Source organism: Microbacterium sp. SLBN-146 (genome assembly GCF_006715145.1).
In the GTDB taxonomy this organism is placed as follows: domain Bacteria; phylum Actinomycetota; class Actinomycetes; order Actinomycetales; family Microbacteriaceae; genus Microbacterium.
Genome location: NZ_VFMR01000001.1, coordinates 1845069 through 1864675, shown reverse-complemented (window position 1 = coordinate 1864675; position 19607 = coordinate 1845069). Strand labels below are relative to the sequence as shown.

At 69.1% G+C, this 19607-nt stretch carries 13 protein-coding genes; 6 read left to right on the top strand and 7 right to left on the bottom strand.

Going from position 1 to position 19607, the window contains the following annotated elements; all coding sequences use genetic code 11:
* Positions 1-212: 212 nt before the first annotated feature.
* Positions 213-2693, bottom strand: a complete 2481-nt coding sequence (locus FBY39_RS07925; RefSeq protein ID WP_160133038.1) for a M1 family aminopeptidase — start codon at positions 2691-2693, stop codon at positions 213-215.
* 294 nt (positions 2694-2987) lie between these two features.
* Here FBY39_RS07925 and FBY39_RS07920 point away from each other — a divergent pair, with 294 nt between their 5' ends.
* The 4 genes from FBY39_RS07920 (at position 2988) to FBY39_RS07905 (ending at position 6846) form a co-directional block, all read left to right on the top strand.
* The gene (locus tag FBY39_RS07920) at positions 2988-4304 is read left to right on the top strand and encodes a LuxR C-terminal-related transcriptional regulator (protein ID WP_141931702.1); all 1317 of its coding nucleotides are present in this window, start codon (positions 2988-2990) and stop codon (positions 4302-4304) included.
* 122 nt (positions 4305-4426) lie between these two features.
* Positions 4427-4738 (top strand): hypothetical protein, encoded by a 312-nt coding sequence (locus FBY39_RS07915; protein ID WP_141931701.1) that lies wholly within the window; start codon positions 4427-4429, stop codon positions 4736-4738.
* 20 nt (positions 4739-4758) lie between these two features.
* Entirely contained in the window at positions 4759-6420 is a 1662-nt protein-coding gene (locus tag FBY39_RS16595; protein WP_141931699.1) for a matrixin family metalloprotease, read from the top strand.
* 6 nt (positions 6421-6426) lie between these two features.
* Positions 6427-6846, top strand: a complete 420-nt coding sequence (locus tag FBY39_RS07905; RefSeq protein ID WP_141931697.1) for a hypothetical protein — start codon at positions 6427-6429, stop codon at positions 6844-6846.
* 4 nt (positions 6847-6850) lie between these two features.
* Here FBY39_RS07905 and FBY39_RS07900 read toward each other — a convergent pair whose 3' ends face one another.
* From FBY39_RS07900 to FBY39_RS07885, 4 genes are all read right to left on the bottom strand, one after another.
* Positions 6851-7555 carry a glycosyltransferase family 2 protein gene (locus tag FBY39_RS07900; protein ID WP_141931695.1) on the bottom strand — a complete coding sequence of 235 codons (705 nt, stop codon included), beginning with the start codon at positions 7553-7555 and terminating at the stop codon, positions 6851-6853.
* Complete coding sequence (locus tag FBY39_RS07895) at positions 7552-8907, bottom strand: bifunctional PIG-L family deacetylase/class I SAM-dependent methyltransferase (RefSeq protein WP_260837489.1); 1356 nt, start codon at positions 8905-8907, stop codon at positions 7552-7554. The genes FBY39_RS07900 and FBY39_RS07895 overlap by 4 nt, the downstream gene beginning before the upstream one ends.
* A complete protein-coding gene (locus FBY39_RS07890) occupies positions 8904-9977 on the bottom strand; it encodes an acyl-CoA dehydrogenase (protein ID WP_141931690.1) in 1074 nt (357 codons plus the stop codon). The genes FBY39_RS07895 and FBY39_RS07890 overlap by 4 nt, the downstream gene beginning before the upstream one ends.
* A 128-nt stretch (positions 9978-10105) precedes the next feature.
* Positions 10106-11587 carry an SDR family NAD(P)-dependent oxidoreductase gene (locus FBY39_RS07885; protein ID WP_141931688.1) on the bottom strand — a complete coding sequence of 494 codons (1482 nt, stop codon included), beginning with the start codon at positions 11585-11587 and terminating at the stop codon, positions 10106-10108.
* Between the two features lie 56 nt (positions 11588-11643).
* Between FBY39_RS07885 and FBY39_RS07880 the strand changes: the two genes are divergently transcribed.
* Positions 11644-12042 carry an NUDIX domain-containing protein gene (locus FBY39_RS07880; protein ID WP_141931687.1) on the top strand — a complete coding sequence of 133 codons (399 nt, stop codon included), beginning with the start codon at positions 11644-11646 and terminating at the stop codon, positions 12040-12042.
* A 159-nt stretch (positions 12043-12201) separates the two neighbouring features.
* Here FBY39_RS07880 and FBY39_RS07875 read toward each other — a convergent pair whose 3' ends face one another.
* Both FBY39_RS07875 and FBY39_RS07870 read right to left on the bottom strand, forming a co-directional pair.
* Complete coding sequence (locus FBY39_RS07875) at positions 12202-14370, bottom strand: amidase (protein WP_222115677.1); 2169 nt, start codon at positions 14368-14370, stop codon at positions 12202-12204.
* A 199-nt stretch (positions 14371-14569) separates the two neighbouring features.
* The gene (locus FBY39_RS07870) at positions 14570-15463 is read right to left on the bottom strand and encodes a LysR family transcriptional regulator (protein ID WP_141931685.1); all 894 of its coding nucleotides are present in this window, start codon (positions 15461-15463) and stop codon (positions 14570-14572) included.
* A 469-nt stretch (positions 15464-15932) separates the two neighbouring features.
* Here FBY39_RS07870 and FBY39_RS07865 point away from each other — a divergent pair, with 469 nt between their 5' ends.
* A complete protein-coding gene (locus FBY39_RS07865) occupies positions 15933-19445 on the top strand; it encodes a hypothetical protein (RefSeq protein WP_141931682.1) in 3513 nt (1170 codons plus the stop codon).
* The last annotated feature ends 162 nt before the right edge of the window (positions 19446-19607 follow it).

Genomic DNA, 19607 nt, shown 5'->3' with positions numbered 1-19607 from the left:
ACAACGTTCACCGACTCGACCTCGCGGCGTCACCGCCCACCCGTCGAGACCCCGCCCACCCGTCGAGACACCGCGATGTCGCCGAGACACCCCGTCATACGCGCGCAACGACGGGGTGTCTCGGCGAGTGACCGGGATGTCGACGGAAAGGGGGAACGCCCCGGGCGGCACGGGGCCGACCGGGGCGTTCCGGGTGAACAGTGTCGAGAGCGTCAGTTCAGGGTGAACGTGTACGTCTGCGTGTTGCCTGCCACGTCGTAGACGACGAGGGTGTTCTGCCCCGCGACGGCTCCGAACGTGCCCGGCTTGACGAAGTTGATGTCCGACCACTGGTTGTTCGACAGGTCCTTCACCTTGCCGTTGAGCGTCACCTTGTCGATCTTCTGGGCGTCGTACAGCTTGAACGAGACGAGGCTGTAGACCCCGCCCGATCCGACCGTGAACGAGGATCCGTCCTTGACCGTCGCCGTGGGCTTGGTCGCGTCGATCGAGAACGCGAACGTTCCCGTCGTGGCGACGTTGCCCTCGAGGTCCTCGGCGTTGTAGCGCACCGTGTACGCGCCGTCGGGCAGCGTCACGGTGGCCGAGTGCGTGCCGGTGAGCGCGCCGTCGGCGATCGCCGTCTGCGTGGACTTCACGAGCGTCGCTCCCTGGTAGACGTTCGCGACGATGCGCTTCAGCCCGAGGTTGTCGGTCGCGTCGACCTGCAGCTGCAGGACCGGGAAGGGTCCCGCCGTCGTCGGCGACACGAGCGTCGCGGTGGGCTTGGCGTAGTCGCGGACGGCGAGCGTCGACTCGCACGCCGTGCACGTCCCGCCGAGTGTCGCCACCTGGGCGGTCGCGGTGAGCGGACCGCCCTGAGCGGATGCCGCGACGGTCGCCGCGAACGACACCGTCGCGACGGGGGCCGTCGTCGGCGTCACCGGAACGGTCCACGTGAGCGTCGTGCCGTCGAGGGTCACGCCCGCCGGCAGGGTCGCCGGATCGATCGACGCCTGAGCGAGGACGCTGCTGACGTCGACCGTCACGACGCTCGACGAGAGCGACGAGCGTCCCGTGTTCGTCGCTGTCAGGGTGTAGGTGACGACGTCGCCCCGCTCGAGCGGAGCCTCCGGCGCGGATGCCGCGAGGGCGAGGCTCAGCTTGTCGGGCCACGCCGGCTTGCCGGGCTCGAGGATCCAGTCGTTCCACAGCGCCGTGATGTCACGGCCCGAGATCTCCTCGGCGAGCGCCTTCAGGTCGGCCGTCGTCTTGCTCGTGCCGGCGTAGCGCACCTGCCACTCCTTGATGAGCGCGAAGAACGCGTCATCCCCGATGGCGACGCGAAGGGCCGCCCAGAACTGCGCCGAACGCGTGTAGGTCTGGTAGCCGTAGAGGATCGCGGAGTTCGTCTGCGCTCCCGGCGGGGTGTTCCAGTTCGCACTCGTGGGCGCGGTGTTGTTCCAGGAGTTGTAGTAGGTCAGCTCGGACGGGTTCGCGCCGGTTCCGAAGCCCTCGGAGGAGTTGTAGTACGTGGGACCCCACGTGGCCATTCCTTCCCCGATCCAGATGTCTGTCCACGTCGTGGGTGCGACGTTGTTGCCGTACCACTGGTGGACGAGCTCGTGGATGAGGGTGTTCCCGGCCACCGAGTTGGTCGAGGGGAAGAAGGAGCGGTCCTGCGTCTCGAGCGCGTAGTTGATGCCGCTCGGGACGGTGTCCACGATGACGCCCGTGCTCTTGCCCGGGTAGGGGCCGTAGAGGGTCTCGAGGTTCGAGATGATCGTGCCGAGCTGGGCGACGCGGTTCGTGATCGTCGCCTTGTTCGTGGCCGAGAGGTTCGAGTCCATGAACGACCACGACGGGATCGTCCGTCCGCCCGAGATCGCGACCTGCGACTCGATGACGTCGTACTTGCCGATCGAGATGACGGCGAGTTCGGATGCCATCGGGAGGGTCTGATCCCACACCCACGTCGTGCGGGTGCCGTCTGCCGAGGGCGTCTTGGCGATGAGCTCGCCGTTGCTGACGGCGGCGCCCGCTCCGGGAGCCGTCCCGGCGACGTTGTTGAGCGTCGTGGGGATGTCGATCGTGAAGGTGTACGTCGCCTTGTCGGCCGGGGTGTTGTTGTGGGGGTACCCCGTCATGTTGCCGATCGGCTGACCGAGCATCGTCGCCCCGTCGGTCGTGCGATTCCATCCCTCGAAGGAGCCGTCGAGATCGACGTGCGCGCTCGGGACGCCGTGGTAGGTGACGGTCGTCGTGAACTCGCCGCTGACGGGGGTCGCGGGCGTCACGATGAGCTTGAACTTGATCGCGGCGGGGTCGACGTCGCGCGTCCACGCGGCCGGCACACCGTTGACGGTCACGGAGTCGATCTCGAGGCCCTCGAAGTCGAGCGAGAAGCTGCGCAGGGGCTGATCGGCACGTGCCGTCATCGTGCTCGTCGCGACGATCGAGCCGGCGATGGTCGAACCGGACTGCACGGCATCAGGGGTCCATGCGATGTTGACGTCGTAGTCGAGAGCGTCGTATCCGCCGTTGCCGACATTCGGGAACATCGGGTCGGTCGACGTGCGGGCGCCGTCGATCGGCTCGTCGGCGGCGCTGGCCGCCAGCGGCGTGGCGACGATGCCGGCCGCGATGACGAGGGGAACGGTGAGGGCGGCGAGCCCCCTCCGTACCGCTCGCCGAGAGGGAGTCTGTGTGGTCATGGCGTGCTCCTTCGGGTGCATTGCGCGCTCCCCCAGTAAGAGCGCGACTCAACGGTAGGGATGGCAGGTTTCCACCCCGTGTCGAACGTATTGCACTCCCCCACCGCGGCGCAGTAGGTGATCTGCGCAGTCATCCGGGGATCTTCCGGATGCTCTGCGCACCGACTTCACCCGCAGTATCAGTCGCCTCGCGTCGGCACTCCTCACAGCAACCAATCTCGGAGGCGCACATGACTGGTGACGAGAGACGTCGGATGCTCGCGAAGGCGGGCCGCGACTCGGCGATGATCGTCGATGAGTCTCGTCCAGCTCCGTGACGGGCCTGGCACCGGGACCGCCGCCCGCGCGGCCGGCGAGGGGGTCGTCGGGCGCGCGGAGCCGCTCGCGGCACTGACGTCCGCACTTCGCAGCGGCGCGCGGACCGGAGCGGTTGCCGCGCTCACAGGAGATCCCGGCATCGGGCGCACGACGATGCTCGCCGCCCTGGCACGGGTGGCATCCTCCGGGGGGATGCGCGTCGTGAGAGTGGCGGGCTTCGACGATGAGAGCGAGCTGCGCTATGCCGTCCTCAGCACCCTCGTCGCTCAGCTCGATGACGTGCTCCCCGAGATCCCCGCGCATCAGCGCCACGCGATCGAGGTCGCGTGCGCGCGCCGCCGCGGAACCGGCGAACAGACGATGGCCGTGTGCGCCGGCACCCTCTCCCTCGTCCGGAGGGCGTCGGCGACTCGACCGCTCGCGGTCCTCGTCGACGACCTGCACTGGAGCGATGCAGAGTCTGCGCGCGTGCTGCGCTTCGTCGCGCACCGACTCGTGGGCTCGCGCGTGGCGATGCTCATCGCCGCGCGGAGGGAGCCCGGTTCGCCGACAACGCGACTGCCTGTCGATCCGCTCCCCCTCGGCGGATTGGACGAATATGGATGCCGCCGGCTCGCGGCCCTCCTCGGCCACGAGCTGACCTCCGACGACGCGACGGCGCTAAAGGCGATCACGGGAGGCAACCCGCTCGCCGTGCGATGGTGCCTCCGTGCGGGCTCCGACGGCACCATCGACCCGCTGGCGCGCATCGCGGAGGGGCTTCCCGAGTCGCTCGATCGTGCCTGGGGGCGACTGTGGAGCCGGTGGGAGGAATCGACCCGCATCGCCGTGACCGTCGTCGCGACGGCGCACGACCCGACCGAGGAGAGCGTGACGACGGCGCTGCGGCGCCTCGGAGTGCCGATGGCCGCTCTCACCCCCGCAGAGGCCGCGGGCCTCGTCGTCCGCCGGCAGAACGCGATCCTCGTCGAGCATCCGCTGCTCCGCTCGCTCGCCCGCGCGCGAATGCCCGCGGTCGTGCGGGAGGCGGCACCCCCGACCCCGGTGATGGCGCCTCGTATCGCCGTGCATGTCGCGGCGGCCCCGCTCCCCGTGCCGCTGACCCGGCAGGAGAGACGAGTCATGAACGCCATGGCCCAGGGCATGACGAACATCGAGATCGGCCGCACCCTGTTCCTGTCGCCCAAGACCGTCGAGGCGCACCTCACGCGTGTCTACCGCAAGCTCGGAATCCGGTCACGGACGGAACTCGTGCGCTTCGCTCTCACGTCTGCCCTCGACCCCGCGTCGTGATGCGAGCGACCCCTCTATTTGCACGAATGCAGGGATTCCCCCGTATCGCACATCCGCGCTCGACGAGCACTGTGGGGGCGAATCGACCGCGGACCACGCGGTCCAGACCTTGGGGAGCAGCGATGGACGCGCAGCAGGATGCCGAGCAGGACGAGATGCCGGAGGCGCAGCCTCCCGGCGATGAGATGCCGATGGGCGCCATGGCGGACGCAACCCCCTCGGAGGACACCGCCATGCCGAGCGGGGGCATGAGCCTCGACGGCGAGCTCGCGGCGGCCGGTTCCGTCGAGGGGTCCGCGGCAGGGCCGGGGGGAATGCCGACCGGATCCATGACGGATGCCGCGGCGTCGGGTGCGGCATCCGCGCCGGGGGTCGTCGAGATCCCCGGTCTCTGGCGACTCACCCTCACACCGGAACCGGGCACGGAGAAGTGAACGAGAACGAGGACACTGCGATGACTGCACACGACGACAAGCTGGCGGCTGTCAGCCCGGCCGAGCTCATCGAGCTCACGACGAGGAAGCCCTCCGTGCCGGAGCACGCGGGGCTCCGGGAGGGAGACGAGGGGAAGACCGTCTCCCAGCTCCAGGACTATCTCAAGACCTTCGGGTATCTCGGAAGCGAGACGCTCGAAGCGTTCGGCGTCCCGCGCGGACGCGCAGCCGCCGAAGGCGAAGTCGAGGGTGTGTTCGACGCCACGACCGCCGAAGCCCTCCGTGGGTTCCAGGAGTTCAACAACCTGCCGGTCACGGGCGAGCTCGACGAGGACACCGTCGCCCTCATGCACAGGCCGCGGTGCGGATTCCCCGACCTCGCGGAATTCACACTGCAGGGGAACAAGTGGGGGCGGACGGCGCTCACCTTCGGGTATCAGAACTTCTCGTCCGATCTGTCTCAGGCCGCTGTCCGCACGGCGCTCACGCAGGCGCTCGCGCAGTGGAGTGCCGTCACGCCGCTCACCTTCACCGAGATACCGACGGCGGCGAGCCCCGACATGATCGTCCGCTTCGTCACGGGCGACCACGGAGACGGGAGCACGTTCGACGGGGCGGGAGGGGTGCTGGCTCACGCCTTCTATCCACCGCCGAACGGCGGAGCGATCGCCGGCGACCTGCACTTCGACGAAGCCGAGACGTGGACGGTCAACACTCCGCCGACGGGCGTCGACCTCGTGAGCGTTGCACTTCACGAGTTCGGCCACTCCTTGGGCCTGGCCCACTCCGCCGTCGCGGGAGCCGTCATGGCCCCGTTCTACGCGGGTGCGCACCGCACCCTCGAGGCCGACGACATCGCCGGCATCCAGGCCCTTTACGGCAGCCGGACCGGGTGGCGTGGATGGGAGTCGCTCGGCGGCGTGCTGACCTCCGGTGCCGGAGTGAGCTCGTGGGCGTCGGGGCGGCTCGACCTGTTCGTCCGCGGCACCGACAACGCCCTGTGGCACAAGTGGTTCAACGGGGGGTGGAGCCACTGGGAGACGCTCGGCGGCGTCCTCACGTCGGACCCGGCGGCGGTCTCCTGGTCGAACGGTCGCATCGACGTGTTCGTCCGCGGCACCGACAACGCCCTGTGGCACAAGTGGTTCGACGGCCGCTGGAGCCACTGGGAATCCCTCGGCGGCGTCCTCACCTCGGGTCCCGCGGTGAGCTCGTGGGCATCGGGGCGGCTGGACGTTTTCGTCCGCGGCACCGACAACGCCCTCTGGCACAAGTGGTTCGACGGCCGCTGGAGCCACTGGGAATCCCTCGGCGGCGTCCTCACCTCCGACCCGGCGGCCGTGTCGTGGGGCAACGGCAGGATCGACGTGTTCGTCCGCGGCACCGACAACGCCCTCTGGCATAAGTGGTTCGACGGACGCTGGCGCGGCTGGGAGTCGCTCGGCGGCGTCCTGACGTCGGGACCGGGGGCCAGTTCCTGGGCATCCGGACGACTGGACGTCTTCGTCCGGGGCACCGACAACGCCCTCTGGCACAAGTGGTTCGATCGCAGCTGGAGCGGATGGGAGACGCTCGGTGGCGTCATCACGTCCGACCCCGACGCCGTCTCGTGGGGCCGGGGACGCGTCGACGTGTTCGCGCGCGGCACCGACAACGCGCTGTGGCACCGATGGTTCGGATGACCGAGCGTGGCTGACGACGCTGACCTTCTGGCGCTCGACCAGGCCGTCGTCGACTCGATCCTGGGAGGGGCACCCCTTCCAGGATCGGGGACGGTCGTCCACCTCCCCGATCTCGACTTCCTCCGGCGCGACGACGCCATCCTCGTGTCGAGCCGGGGGCTCCCCGGCTCGCTGTCGGGCGCTGCTCTCGGGACGGAACTCACGACGATCGATGTCGAAGGACCCGGCGGGGAGACGGAGGATCTCGCGTACCTCGAAGTGTCGAACGCGAGCGAGCGAGACGATGTCGTCCGAGTGACGGTGCGCGGCCGTCTGCGGCGAGCGGGGAGCGATGCCGAGCTCGGTCTCAGTGCCGTGCAGGTGACCTTCCGACGACGGGACGGGCGATGGGTCGCCGATCCCGACACCGTGACCTCGGCGTCGTGAGGCGTCAGGCGGGCTGCGACGTGATCGCGTCCGCCTGGGCGCGCAGATGCCCCGCGTAGCCACCCGGAGTGCGGCCGACCAGGCGACCCGACGTCTCCACCTCGGCGTCGTCGCTCGCCACGACGGCGGCACCGGCGCGCACCGCCTCCTGCACGAGCAGGACGTCCTCGTGCTCCGCGACATCGGGGAAGCCGCCGGCGGCCCGGTAGACCTCCGCGAGGATGCCGAGATTCGCCCCGTGCACGTGCCCGTTGGGCCGTCCGCGGTGGTGGGTGGCGAGCCACTGTGCGCGGTGAGCGGGCGTCAGATCGGCGAAGTCCGGCCGGACCGTGCCGATCACGAGCCCCGCTCCCGCGTCCATGAGATCGAGCTGGTGGGTGAGCCAGTGCGCGGGGACGACGGAATCGGCATCCGTGTGAGCAAGCCAGATGCCGGCGTCCTGCGCCAGGGGGAACCGCGCGAGAGCCCACTCGACTCCCGCGCGTCGCGCCGCTCCCACCCGCCCGGCACCGATCGTGAGCGTCGTGACGGGGAAACGCGCAGCGATCTGCGCGGAGTCGTCGCTGCAGTCGTCGAGGACGACGACGATCGACGTCCGTGCACGATGTCGCGCGGCATCCGCTGCTGCCACGACCGACCGCAGGCATCGGGCGAGAAGGTCGGACTCGTCGTGCACGGGGATGACGACGGCGACGTGTGGGCGCCTCATGGCAGGGTTCCCGGCGGAGTCGCGTCGGCGTCGGTCGAGCGCCTCGAGAACACGTCGAGGAGGAAGTCCGGTTCGTCGTGCCGGACGACGCGATCGAGGTTGCTCGCGCGAAGCGCCGCGTGCACGGTGTCACCCGTGTACGGCCCTTCGGGAATCGGATGCCGCCAATGGCAGGCGACGAGGTGTCCCCCCGGCGTCAGGGAGGCGGCCATCCGCACGATCCCCTCGTCGAGGGCGGCCGCATCCCAGTAGTACCCGATCTCGGAGAAGACGATGAGGTCGAAGCGGCCGTCGGGCCATTCGCGCGGAAGCTCCGCGACGCGGAGGTCGACGTGACGACGATCCGAGAGTCGTGCGCGCGCATGCGCGAGAGCCGTCGAGGAGAAGTCGATCGCGACGACGGAGTCGCAGCGCTCTGCGAGTCGCTCCGTGAGGACGCCCGTCGCGCAGCCGAGCTCGAGGACTGCGCCGTATCGCTCGTGCGGGAGCGCTGCGAGGAGAAGACTCCGTTTGCGCTCCTCGTACCAGCGGGACTCGAATCCCCACGGATCGTCGCTCTGCCGGAAGACCGCGTCGAAGTGCTCGCGCGAGGCCGGCCGCGCGTCGGGACGGACGAGGATCTCGAACGGTCGCGCGAAGTGGGCGCGCATGCCGTCGTGGAGGATCGCCTCGTCGCCGGGCTCCCGTGACAGCGGAGCGTTCTGGCTCTCGTGCCGGGCGAGCGCGGCACGCTTCGCCGCGCACGCCGCGTCGTCGAGCCGGACGCGTTCCATCGAGGCCCAGGGGGCGTCGGCGGCGGTCCCCCAGTGCCAGAGCCAGATCGGGTAGCCGCGGTAGTCGGCACCGAGCTCCTCGGCGACCTCCCGGGCAACCCGCCCGACGAGACGGTGATCGCGGTGGCCATCGCCTTCCCAGGGCGCGACGACGAGGACGCGCGGGGCGGCGGCCGCGGCATCCGCGACGATCCGCCGCACATATGCGGCAACGCGCATGCTCTCGCCCTCGATGCCGCCGTCGGGGATCCCGAGGAACTCCACCGTGGCGTGCGGACTCAGCTCGCGGACCGCGGCGGACACTTCACGCCGGCGCACGGCGGCGAGGTCGACGGGAGCGATCGTGCGCGATGCAGGGTGCGAGTTCTCGCCGTCGGTCACGACGACGACCCGGACACGGATGCCACGTCGCGCCGCGTCGTGCGCGAGTCCCCCCGCGCCGAGCGATTCATCGTCGGGGTGAGCCGCCACGATGACCAGCTCGTCGTGATCGATCTCTAACGGGGGAAGCTCCACGTCGGCGAAAGCCTCGGCCCAGACGGCCTCGGGAGTGCCCTCGTCGAGATGGCTGAAGCTCACCACGATGCCGGACCCCGCACGAGGTCGCGTCCGATCCGCGCCGTGTCCCGCTCTCCGTGGTGCTGGCGGAGGTAGAGCCCGAGATCGGCGACGCGGCGCGCGTGGGCCGCGTCGCCGACGAGAGGAGCGGGACCGAGTGCATGATCGGAGCTCCGGAGCGCCTGTTCGGCGGCGTGGGCGACGATCGTCCTGACACGTGACGCGACGAGCGTGTCGCCGCCGTCGTGGGAGAACTCCTCGGCGGCAGCCATGAGACTCGCCCGGGCGGACCACATCGCCGCATCGACCTCACCGAGGTGGAGGAGGGCGATCTGGTCGGCGCGCTCGGTCCGCGCCGCATGACGGAGGGGCACGAGGAGCGCGCACGCGGCACCCCACCAGGCAGCCGCGACGCTGACGCCGCCCTCCGCGAATCCCCGCCGCGACAAGTACCATCCGGGTCCGCCGACGGGGACAGCGCGTGTCCCATCGAGGTCGATGGGCGCGCTGACCACCTGCGAGAGACCGCGCGCGTGCCAGGGACCCTCATGGCAGACGACGTCGGGACCGCGGAGGGAGATGGCGAAGAGCCCCCGTGTGTCGTCGTCGATCCAGGCCGTGACGAGAGCGTGCGTGAGAGATGTCGCGAGGGAGCACCAGGGCTTGGTCCCCGAGATGGTCCAGCCCCCCGGCGAGGTGCGGGCGGTCAGTCGCATCCCGGATCCTTCAGCGGCGAAGACGCCCCACATGGAGGACTCGTCGGCCCCGAGGGAGGAGAGGTCGGCTGCGACGCCGTCGCGCTGGGCCTCGGCGAGGATGCGCAGGGCGTCGAGGTGAGGCTCGATGATGCGCGCGGCGCCGACGTCGACGAAGGCCGTCGACGCGAGGAGCTGCCACGCCTCCGCGAGAGGCGCCGTCGCGACGTCCGCGCCCGTCGCGACGGCCCACGCGAGGGTCGCGTCGACATCGGTCCCGAAATCGGGAACGTCGATCGCGGCGGCGAGCGCCGCGGCGACGCGGGGGGTCAGGTCGTTCCCGAGGGAAGGATGCGGCCAGTCCGGCGCCACCGTCTCTCCGCGTTCGCTCGACATCGGTCCCTCCGCGCCGCGGATCTCGCGGCATCCGTCCGGTCCGATTGTCGCGGCACCCCTCCCGCGGCGCGCGGGGCTTGTCGCAGGTCCCTCGTCCTGCTACCGGGCGGGAGGCATGCGGGGCGGCGTCACCACTTTCCGGGCGCGTAGTCCTTGAGGAAGACGCCGAAGAGGTCTTCGCCCGCCTCGCCGCGGACGATCGGGTCGTATACCCGCGCCGCGCCGTCGACGAGGTCGAGGGGCGCGTGGAAGCCTTCTTCTGCCAGACGCACCTTCGTCGGGTGCGGCCGTTCGTCGGTGATCCAGCCCGTGTCGACGCTCGTCATGAGGATGCGGTCCGTCTCGAACATCTCGCGGGCGCTCGTGCGCGTGAGCATGTTGACGGCAGCCTTCGCCATGTTGGTGTGCGGATGCCCCGGCCCCTTGTATCCGCGATTGAAGACACCCTCCATCGCACTGACGTTCACGACGTACGTGCGACGGGCAGGGCTCGCGGCGAGCGAGGGCCGCAGCTTCGACACGAGGAGGAACGGCGCCGTCGTGTTGGCGAGCTGCACTTCGAGCATCTCGAGCGGATCGACCTCGTCGACGCGCTGCGTCCACGAGTTCACCTGAGCGAGGTCGGGGATGAGACCGCCCGCATCGATCGCCGTACCGGCGGCGAGGCGTTCGAGCGAGCTCGACCCGGCCGCCATCGCCTGCTCCGTCAGCTCGTCCGCGCGCTCCGCCGCAGAAGCGAGGATGGGGTGGGCCGAGACGGAGCGCTCCAGCGCCTGCGGGTGCTGGTCGTTCGTGTGACCGAAGGTCACGAGTTCGGGAAGCGGTCCGTCGGGGAGCGGCGCGAGTTCGGCATCGACGAGGGGCTGGTAGGCACCGGGCGAGCGGCGGACGGTCTGCGTCGCGTTGTTGATGAGGATGTCGAGCGTTCCCGCGGCGGCGACGTCCTCGGCGAGGCCGATGACCTGCGCGGGGTCGCGCAGGTCGATGCCGACGATCTTGAGGCGGTCGATCCACTCCGGTGCGTCGGGGAGGCTGCTGAAGCGACGGACGGCGTCTCGGGGGAAACGCGTCGTGATCGTCGTGTGGGCGCCGTCGCGGAGGAGCCGCAGCGCGATGTACATGCCGATCTTGGCGCGCCCGCCCGTCAGCAGCGCGCGCTTGCCGGTGAGGTCGGTGCGGGCGTCGCGCTTGGCGTGGCTCATGGCGGCGCAGTCGGGGCAGAGCTGGTGATAGAAGGCGTCGACGAGTGTGTAGGGCTGCTTGCAGATGTAGCAGTCGTGCGCCTTCCGCAGGACTCCTGCCGTCGGGGTGGTCGTCGATGTGCTGATCGGGATGCCACGCGTCTCGTCGTCGATCCGGTCGGCCGCTCCCGTCGCGGTCGCCGCCACGACCGAGCGATCGGCCTCGGCGTTGGCAGCGCGGATCTCGCGGCGTCGCTCGCGCTTGACGGCCTTGAACATCTTCGCCGTCGCCTGCCGGACGGCGATGAAGTCGGGGTGCGTCTCGTCGAGACCCGCCATGCCGTCGAGCACGCGGAGAGCTGCGGCGAGATCGTCCGGATCGATGCCGCTCGGCGGCAGGGCGGACGGGGAGGGGGTCTCGGCGGGCACACGAGATTCTACGTCGGACGCCCGCACCCCCGCTGCCGCGCTGTTAGCGTGCGAGGGTGACGAACGACGAGCCCCGCCGCATCCACGTCTCCGCCGCTGTCATCCACGACGCCGAGGGACGACTGCTGCTCGTGCGGAAAGCCGGGACGACGGCGTTCATGCAGCCCGGCGGCAAACCCGAGCACGGCGAATCCGCGAGCGAGACCCTGAGCCGCGAGCTCGCGGAGGAGCTGGAGCTCCGCGTCGAGGCCGACGCGCTGCATCCGCTCGGCCGGTTCGTCGCGGATGCCGCGAACGAGCCCGGCTTCCTCGTCGTCGCCGATGTCTTCGTCGCCGACATCGGGGCGCAGATCCCGACGATCGGCGCCGAGATCGAGGAGCTGCGGTGGATCACGCGCGCCGACGCCGCGGACCTCGAGGTCGCCCCCCTCGCGCGCGACAACTTCCTCCCGTAACCCTGCGCCCCCCACCCACCCCACCCCCACCCCCACCGACCCCACCCCTCGTCGACTAACCGGGTTCTCGCCGAGTGACCCCGCTGTCTACGTACAACAGCGGGGTCACTCGTCGAGAAGCCGGTGTCTCGACAGGATGGGCGATCAGCGCGGGGGGGATCAGCCGAGGGTGAAGGTCACCGTCGTGACGTTGCCCGCGATGTCGTACAGCTGCATCGTGTTGGCGCCGAGCACGGCCCCGAAGGTGCCGGGCTTGATGAAGTTGACGTCGGACCACATGTTGTCGGACAGGTCCTTCGTCACCCCGTTGATGACGACCTTGTCGACCTTCTTGGCGTCGTAGAGCTTGTACGACACCTGTCCGTAGCCGCCCGCGATCGGCGTCGTGTACGACGTGCCCTCCTTGACGGTCGCCGTCGGCGCCGTCGTGTCCAAGGTGAACTCCGTGACGCTCGAGTTGCCGTAGACGTCGAAGAGCCGCAGCGTGTTGGTGCCTTCGACAGCGCCGAACTGCCCGGGCACGACGCCGTTCAGATCCGACCACACGTCATCGACGAAGTCCTTCTCGACACCGTTGAGTTCGAGCCGCGCGACCTTCCCGGCATCGAACAGCTTGAACGAGACGTTCGAGTAGACGCCGGCCTTGCCGATCGACTCGGGCTTGACCGTGATCGTCGGCGCCGTCGTGTCAGGAAGCGTCGTCGTCAGCGTCGGGAAGAGCCGGCCGCCGTACGCCTGCTCGTAGTCGTAGGCGTAGGCGAGGAGGTCTGCCTCGGTCCACTTCTTGCCCATGACGATGAGGTTGAACGGCTTGCCGCTCGCGTAGGCGCCGTCGGGCACGACGACTCCCGGGAGCTGTGCGATGTTGATCTCCGAGACCGTGCTCGCCGCGAACGAGCCGCCGACGATCGGACCGATCTCGCGCACCTGCTGGGGGTAGACGAGGGCATCGAGGTCGAGCGAGTCCATGACGGCGTCATAGATCCGCAGGTAGTTGTCGCGGTTCTCGTTGAAGGCCGTGAGGTCCGGCACCTCGTTGGCCCCCGCGAGCATGTTGTTGATGCGTGTGTCACCCTCGAAGCCATTGGCGTCGGCCCAGGCGTTGAGCTCTTCGACGGAGTTGGCAGCGGCACTCGGGCCGAGGCGCAGCAGGTACTGCTGGATCGCCCAGTTGTTGCCGCCCCCCGTGGCCCCGCCGGCACCGCGGAGCGCGTCGAACCCGGATCCGGCGAACGGATCGGCCACGACGATCGCGCCCTGCGCCTCGAGCTTGGCGACGGCTTCCGCGTAGAGCTCGGCCGTCTCGGGTGAGAGCTCGCTGTTCGCGCCGATCCGCCATCCGTCACCCCACAGGCCGATGCGCTTGCCTTCGAGCGCCGTCGTCGACAGGCCCGCCGCATAGCCGCCCTCCGGAACGACGGCCCCTTCCGTCTTAGGGTCCTCCGGCGTGTATCCGGCGAGCACGTCGAGCATGATCGCGGCATCTTCCGCGGTCTTCGTCAGGGGTCCGAGGACGTCGCGCGTGATGCCCTGGAGCGGGAAGTTCCCGACGTTCGGGATGAGGCCGAAGGTCGGCTTGACGGCGAAGAGGCTCTGCGCCGCGCCGGGGTTCTGGATGGATCCGCCGGTCTCCTCGGCGATGCCCGTGACGGCGAAGCCGCCCGCGACCGACGTCGCGGAGCCCGTCGACGATCCGCCCGGCACCCAGGCCTGATTCAGCGCGTTGTACGTCGGACCGTACGCACTGTTGTTGGCGTTGGACCCGCTCCCGGCGAGGATCGGAAGGTTCGTCTTGCCGATGATGATGGCACCGGCATCCCGCAGTCGCTTCACGACGGGCGAGTCCGTCTCGGGAATGAGCGCGAGGCCCCCCGCAACCGGCGACGTGAGCGGCCAGCCCGACGTCGTCGGCATCCCCTTCACGTCCAGCGAGTCCTTGATCACGAGCGGCACCCCTTCGAGCGGCCGGGGTGCAGCGCCTGCGGCGCGAAGGGCATCGGATGCCGCGGCGTCGGCCAGCGCGTCGGGGTTCATCTGCGTGAAGGCGTTGTATGCCGGTTCGTACATATCGATGCGCGCGAGGAAGTCCTCGACGAGGGCAACGGTCGAGATCTCGCCCGCGGCGAGGAGGTCGAGCGTCTGCGTGATGGTGAGCTTCGTCGGGTCGATGCCGGTGAACGGCTCGGCGCTCGAGACCGCGAGAGGGGCGACCTCGGTCGGCGCCGCGGATGCGGCGGGGGCGAGTGCGACAGCGAGGCTGAGGCTCCCCAGAAGCGACACAGCGGCGAGGCCGGTGCGTCGCGGGCGGTGGATGGTGGGTGATGTCACGAGTTCTCCGTTCAAGGATGAAGCCAGGGATGGTTCTCGGGATCACGCACTCGGATGGCGGCATCTACGCCGCCCGAAGGCGCACACCCCACGCTCGCGGCGGCGTGTTTCGCGCACGTTGCCATCGGGCAGGGGAATCGTTGCCGACCGAGTGCAATTGCACTGCTAGGGATTAGCTCTACTAATCAGCGCCACGGCCTCAGAGCGGGCGAGGCGGTGAGAGGCGCGTCGCCAGGGCCGCCAAAGCGCGGCCTGCCGGCGTGGAGCCCATCCGCGGCATGGCCATCCTCAACGGGATGGTCGGGATGCGCGGCTCGAGCGCACGGACGACGGTTCCGGCCTGCCGCTGCCGTGTCGCATAGGCGGGCAGGATCGCGACGCCGGACCCTGCCGCCACCCAGGCGGCGAAGTGGAAGCCCAAGACGGTCACGGGAAGCATGTCCGGCGCGAATCCGGCAGTGTGGCACGCCGCGACGACGGCATCGAACTCCGCGTGGCCGATGTCTCGGCGAGGCAGGACGATCTTCTCCCCTCGAAGGTCGCTCCACGCGACGGTTGCGGCCCGGGCGAGCGGATGCGACTCGGGGAGGCAGACGCAGTAGTCGTCCGGGTCGAGGTCGATCGAGTCGAAACCGTCGGGGTCGTAGAGACTGCGGAAGATGCCGACGTCGAGTGTTCCCGCCCGGAGGCGGTCGATCTGCTCGGGGGTCCAGACTTCCTCGACGACGAGTTCCGCTTCGGGCATCTCCGCGTGGAAGTCGGCGCTCAGTGCGGGCACGAGCCCGATGAGCGCGGACGGGACGGCGCCCAGCCTGATCACCTCGGATGCCCGGCGCGCGGCATCCTCTGCGACGCGGGGAAGGTGGTCGTAGCGGCGGACGATGTCGCGGGCTTCCGGCAGGAGGGCCCGCCCCGCGTCGGTCAGCGTCACGGCGCGCGGCGTCCGGACGACGAGGGGCCGGCCGATCTCCTCTTCGAGCCGGCGGAGCTGCTGACTCAGTGCGGACTGCGTCACATGAAGACGCGCTGCGGCCCGCACGAAGCTCCGCTCCTGCGCGATCGCGACGAAGTAGCGCAGACGCGAGATGCTCATGCGGCCGTCCTCTCGGGCACGCTTGGACGGATCGCCGGACGACCTTGCAACGAGAAGCGCGTGTCGAAGGCCCCAGGAGACACGTCTGCAGCGGATTGCGGGTGGAGCCTCTCACCCTATTGCGCCTCCAACATCCCTCGCCCGGTCTTGACGCGACTACCCCTTGTCGACTAACCGGCTTCTCGCCCACCCACCCCGCTATCTGCGCGCAACAACGGGGTCACTCGACGACAACCCGGTGTCTCGACGCAGAGGCGCGAGGGGTGTGGGGGCTTGCGCACTCTGTGACATTGCGCGAAGATGGATCTCGGAAAGCGTTTCCCCAAGGACGGGGACGCGCCGTGGAATCACACACATCCCCGAGGCGTACCGCACCCCCGGTCGGGCACTCCCCTGCCCGCGAGGCCGGTGCTTCGGCGCGCCTCTCCGCCGAAAGAACTCCACCCACCACTCAATGAGGAGAACGAACGTGCGAAGTACCCTCCGCCGACTCGGACCGCTCTCGCTGGCACTTGCCGTCGGCGTATCCGGCCTCGGGATCAGCCAATCCGCAGCGGCTGCCGATCCGGCATCCGATCTGCGTCCCATGGAGTACCTGACCCGCGGCCTCGTCGCCGCGCAGGGAACCGACGGGATCTTCCTCAGCTGGCGCTACCTCGGCGACGAACCCGACCGCGTGTCGTGGAACGTCTACCGCGACGACGACGGCACCGGATTCACGAAGATCACGACGATCGCCCCCCGTGACGTGCAGCCAGAGAGCGACTACGACACCAATCCCGGCATCGTCAAGGAAGACACCACTCCCACCAACTACACCGACCTCGACGGCACGCTCGCCTCGGTCTACGAAATCGCTCCCGTCATCGACGGCGAGGAGGGCGCCCGACAAGGCATGAGCGCGCCGATGCTGTCCTCGATCGCGGGGCAGTCCGGGCAGGCAGGACGCGGCGCGGCGCACTACATCCCGCTGAAGCCCGCTCCCGACCCTGTGCCGCTCGCCCACTTCACCTACCGCGACCAGCGATTCGGCCCGGGAACGAACCTCACTGCCGCGAACATGGTCATCCCCGGCACCGACGGCCAGCACTGGTACACGGTCGACATGGATCTGCTCCGCGCCTTCCGCGAGGCGCACGACGACGGCACGCCCATCACCGCGGCAGATCTCGCCGGATGGGTGGACGCGCTCAACGCTCACAACGACGAGTCGTGGCAGCCCACCGCAGGGCTCGACGCCGACGGCACGATCGGCGATGCCCTCTTCGCCGAGCTGGAGGCGAAGTTCATCACATACGTCGAGCAGCTCGACAGCGGCACCTCGCTCCCGTACGCCACGACCGACTCGGGTGCGATCTACACGTCGCAGAGCGCGCCGTACTCGACGCACGACATGACGGTCGGCGACTTCGACGGCGACGGCGAATACGAGATCGTCGTCAAGTGGCGCAGCACGCAGCAGGACCCGATGTACTCCGAGCCGATCTTCGGCGGCAGCAACACCACGACCGCACCCGAGTACGTCGATGTCTACAAGCTGGACGGCACACTCCTCTTCCGCGTCGACATGGGATACAACGTCCGCGCCGGGAACGATCACGAGACGACGCTCATGGCCGGCGACTTCGATGCCGACGGTCGATCGGAGCTCATGCTGAAGTCGGCCCTCGGGACGCGCATCGGGAACTGGGATGACGCGTCGCAGTCGGTCGTCTACGCCAACACCCTCGACACCGTCGTGGGCGGTGAAGACGGTCTCAACGCGACGCAGGACAAGTTCCGCGAGTACTTCGCGGAGGGAGACGAGGAGGCGCTCGACACCTACTGGTCGCTGCTGAACAGCTTCACGATCTCCTACCGCAGCCCCGTCGCGGCGAACGGCAACGACGGGGTCAACGACCCGGCACTCAAGCGCTGGATCAAGACGTACCACGTGGGTCCGATCGGTCCCGCGAAGGACGACCAGGAGTTCTTCTCCGCCTTCGAATGGGATGCCGACAAGGGCGCGGGTGTCCTCGTCGACAGCGCGCGCTACCCGCACACGTACGAGGGCAGCGTGGACGGCGACAACTGGGCGATGACTCCGGCGACGCAGCGCGGCAACTACTCCTACCTGGCTTTCCCCGGCCCGGGCGCGGGCACGTCGACGAGCGACTACAAGGCCCAGATCATGGCCGAGAAGGAGGCCTACTGGCTGGAGAACCCGTGGAAGCAGGCTTCGTGGGGCGACGCGCAGGGCAACCGCGCGAACCGCTACCTCGGTGTCGTCGCGAACCTCGACGGCGCCCACACGTATGCGGTCTCGCAGCGCGGCTACTACGCGCGGACGACGTTCGCCGCCTTCCATATCGTCGACGGCGATGTGCAGCTGCAGGCGACGTTCGACTCGGCCGATCCGCAGTTCTGGTCGCTCGGCGGAAGCGCCTACGACTACCAGAACCGGGGCAACCACTTCTCCGACTCCGCCGACCTCGATGGTGACGGGCGCGACGAGATCGTCATGAAGGCGATGGTGCTGGGCCTCAACGACGACGGGACGAAGATCCTCCCCCGTGTCATCAACGGCGACACGATGCCGACGATCGACGGGCAAGACGGAGTTCCGCCCGTCGCGGGTCAGTTCCAGTTCGCAACGGATGCCGTGCGCGACAACCCCGAGAACGTGTGGGCTCCGCTCCGCCATGGCGACCGCAGCGCGCTGCTGCCGGTCGACAAGGACGACACGATCCGCATGTGGTCGGGCAGCGAGGAGCATCTCCTCGACGACCTTCGGACGGGTGTGCACAGCGGCTGGATCCCCGGTCCCGAGGCGCACGATCCCCTGAAGGGCAAGCGTCTCGACGAGCGGGGCGAGGTCGTCTACGACAATGCGCTCGTCTACGGCGTCTACGCCGGAAGCGACGACGAGGGCAGTGTTGCGGGCAACTTCTCGAACCGCTGGCCCGGCGCTCAGGCGGGCTCCGCGAGCGCGACCCGCGAGGTGCGCAGTCTCGTCACGGGCGAGATCCTCACGACGACGAACACACCGCGAGGGATCGCCCAGGGACAGAACGCGATCTGGTTCGGCGGCGGCCTCACGGCGATGGCTGCGGCCGGTGCGAACATCAACGCCGTCGACGACCTGACGTTCGCGACGACGTCGTACCTCGCAACCGGTATGACGTCGACGGGGAACAAGGGAACGCCGACCTTGAAGGCCGACCTCCTCGGGGACTGGCGTGAAGAGGTCGTGCTGCGCGCTGGCGGAAACCGGCTCGCGATCGTCACGACGCTCGCGCCCACCGAGTACGGCATCCGCACCCTCATGCACGACCCGATGTACCGCAACGGTGTCGCGAACAAGAACACCGGATACGACCAGGTCGGGTTCGCGAGCTTCTATCTCGGCGACGAGGCACCGCTGCCGTCGAAGCGCACGGACATCGTCATCCCGGAGGGGCCGGATGTGACGGCGCCGACGGTGACGGTGAAGCCGGAGTCGCAGGGGAAGGATGGGGTGTATCGGTCGGTGTCGTTCAAGTTGTTCGATGCGGGGAAGATCGCCCGGTTGACGCTCAATGGTGTCGAGAAGGATCTCGTCGACAATGTGTGGTCGGATCTGAACGGTGTGAAGCCGGGGGTGTTCGGGGGTAAGTCCGGGGTGAATGAGTTGAAGGTGTACGACGTGGCGGGCAATGTCACGACGGTCAGCTTCGTTCTGGATGTCACGGGGCCGACGGTGACGGTGAAGACCGGGCGGGGTGAGACGGTGACGACGGGCAACGGGTCGTATGCGCGGGTGTCGTTCAAGCTGTTCGATCAGTACAAGATCGACCGGTTGACGCTCAACGGTGTGGAGAAGAACCTGACCGACAACACCTGGTCCGACCTCAACGGTGTGACTCCGGGCGCGTTCGGGGGGAAGCGGGGCGTGAACGAGTTGACGGTGTACGACGTCGTGGGCAACTCCACGACGCTGACCTTCACCCTCGCGGGGAACTGACCCTCGCCCATCCCGTGAGGAACGGATGCCGCGAGTCACCCCGACTCGCGGCATCCGTCATCTCACGCCCCGCCCCGCCCCGCCCCGCCTCGCCCCCTCACGCCCTGCCCTCCTGATGTCGACTCACCGGGTTGTCGACGAGGCACCCCGCTATCTGCGCGC

Coding starts and splice junctions, on each gene's coding strand:
- FBY39_RS07925 (WP_160133038.1), bottom strand. CDS start 2,693: ATGACCACACAGACTCCCTCTCGGCGAGCGGTACGGAGGGGGCTCGCC.
- FBY39_RS07920 (WP_141931702.1), top strand. CDS start 2,988: ATGAGTCTCGTCCAGCTCCGTGACGGGCCTGGCACCGGGACCGCCGCC.
- FBY39_RS07915 (WP_141931701.1), top strand. CDS start 4,427: ATGGACGCGCAGCAGGATGCCGAGCAGGACGAGATGCCGGAGGCGCAG.
- FBY39_RS16595 (WP_141931699.1), top strand. CDS start 4,759: ATGACTGCACACGACGACAAGCTGGCGGCTGTCAGCCCGGCCGAGCTC.
- FBY39_RS07900 (WP_141931695.1), bottom strand. CDS start 7,555: ATGAGGCGCCCACACGTCGCCGTCGTCATCCCCGTGCACGACGAGTCC.
- FBY39_RS07890 (WP_141931690.1), bottom strand. CDS start 9,977: ATGTCGAGCGAACGCGGAGAGACGGTGGCGCCGGACTGGCCGCATCCT.
- FBY39_RS07870 (WP_141931685.1), bottom strand. CDS start 15,463: ATGAGCATCTCGCGTCTGCGCTACTTCGTCGCGATCGCGCAGGAGCGG.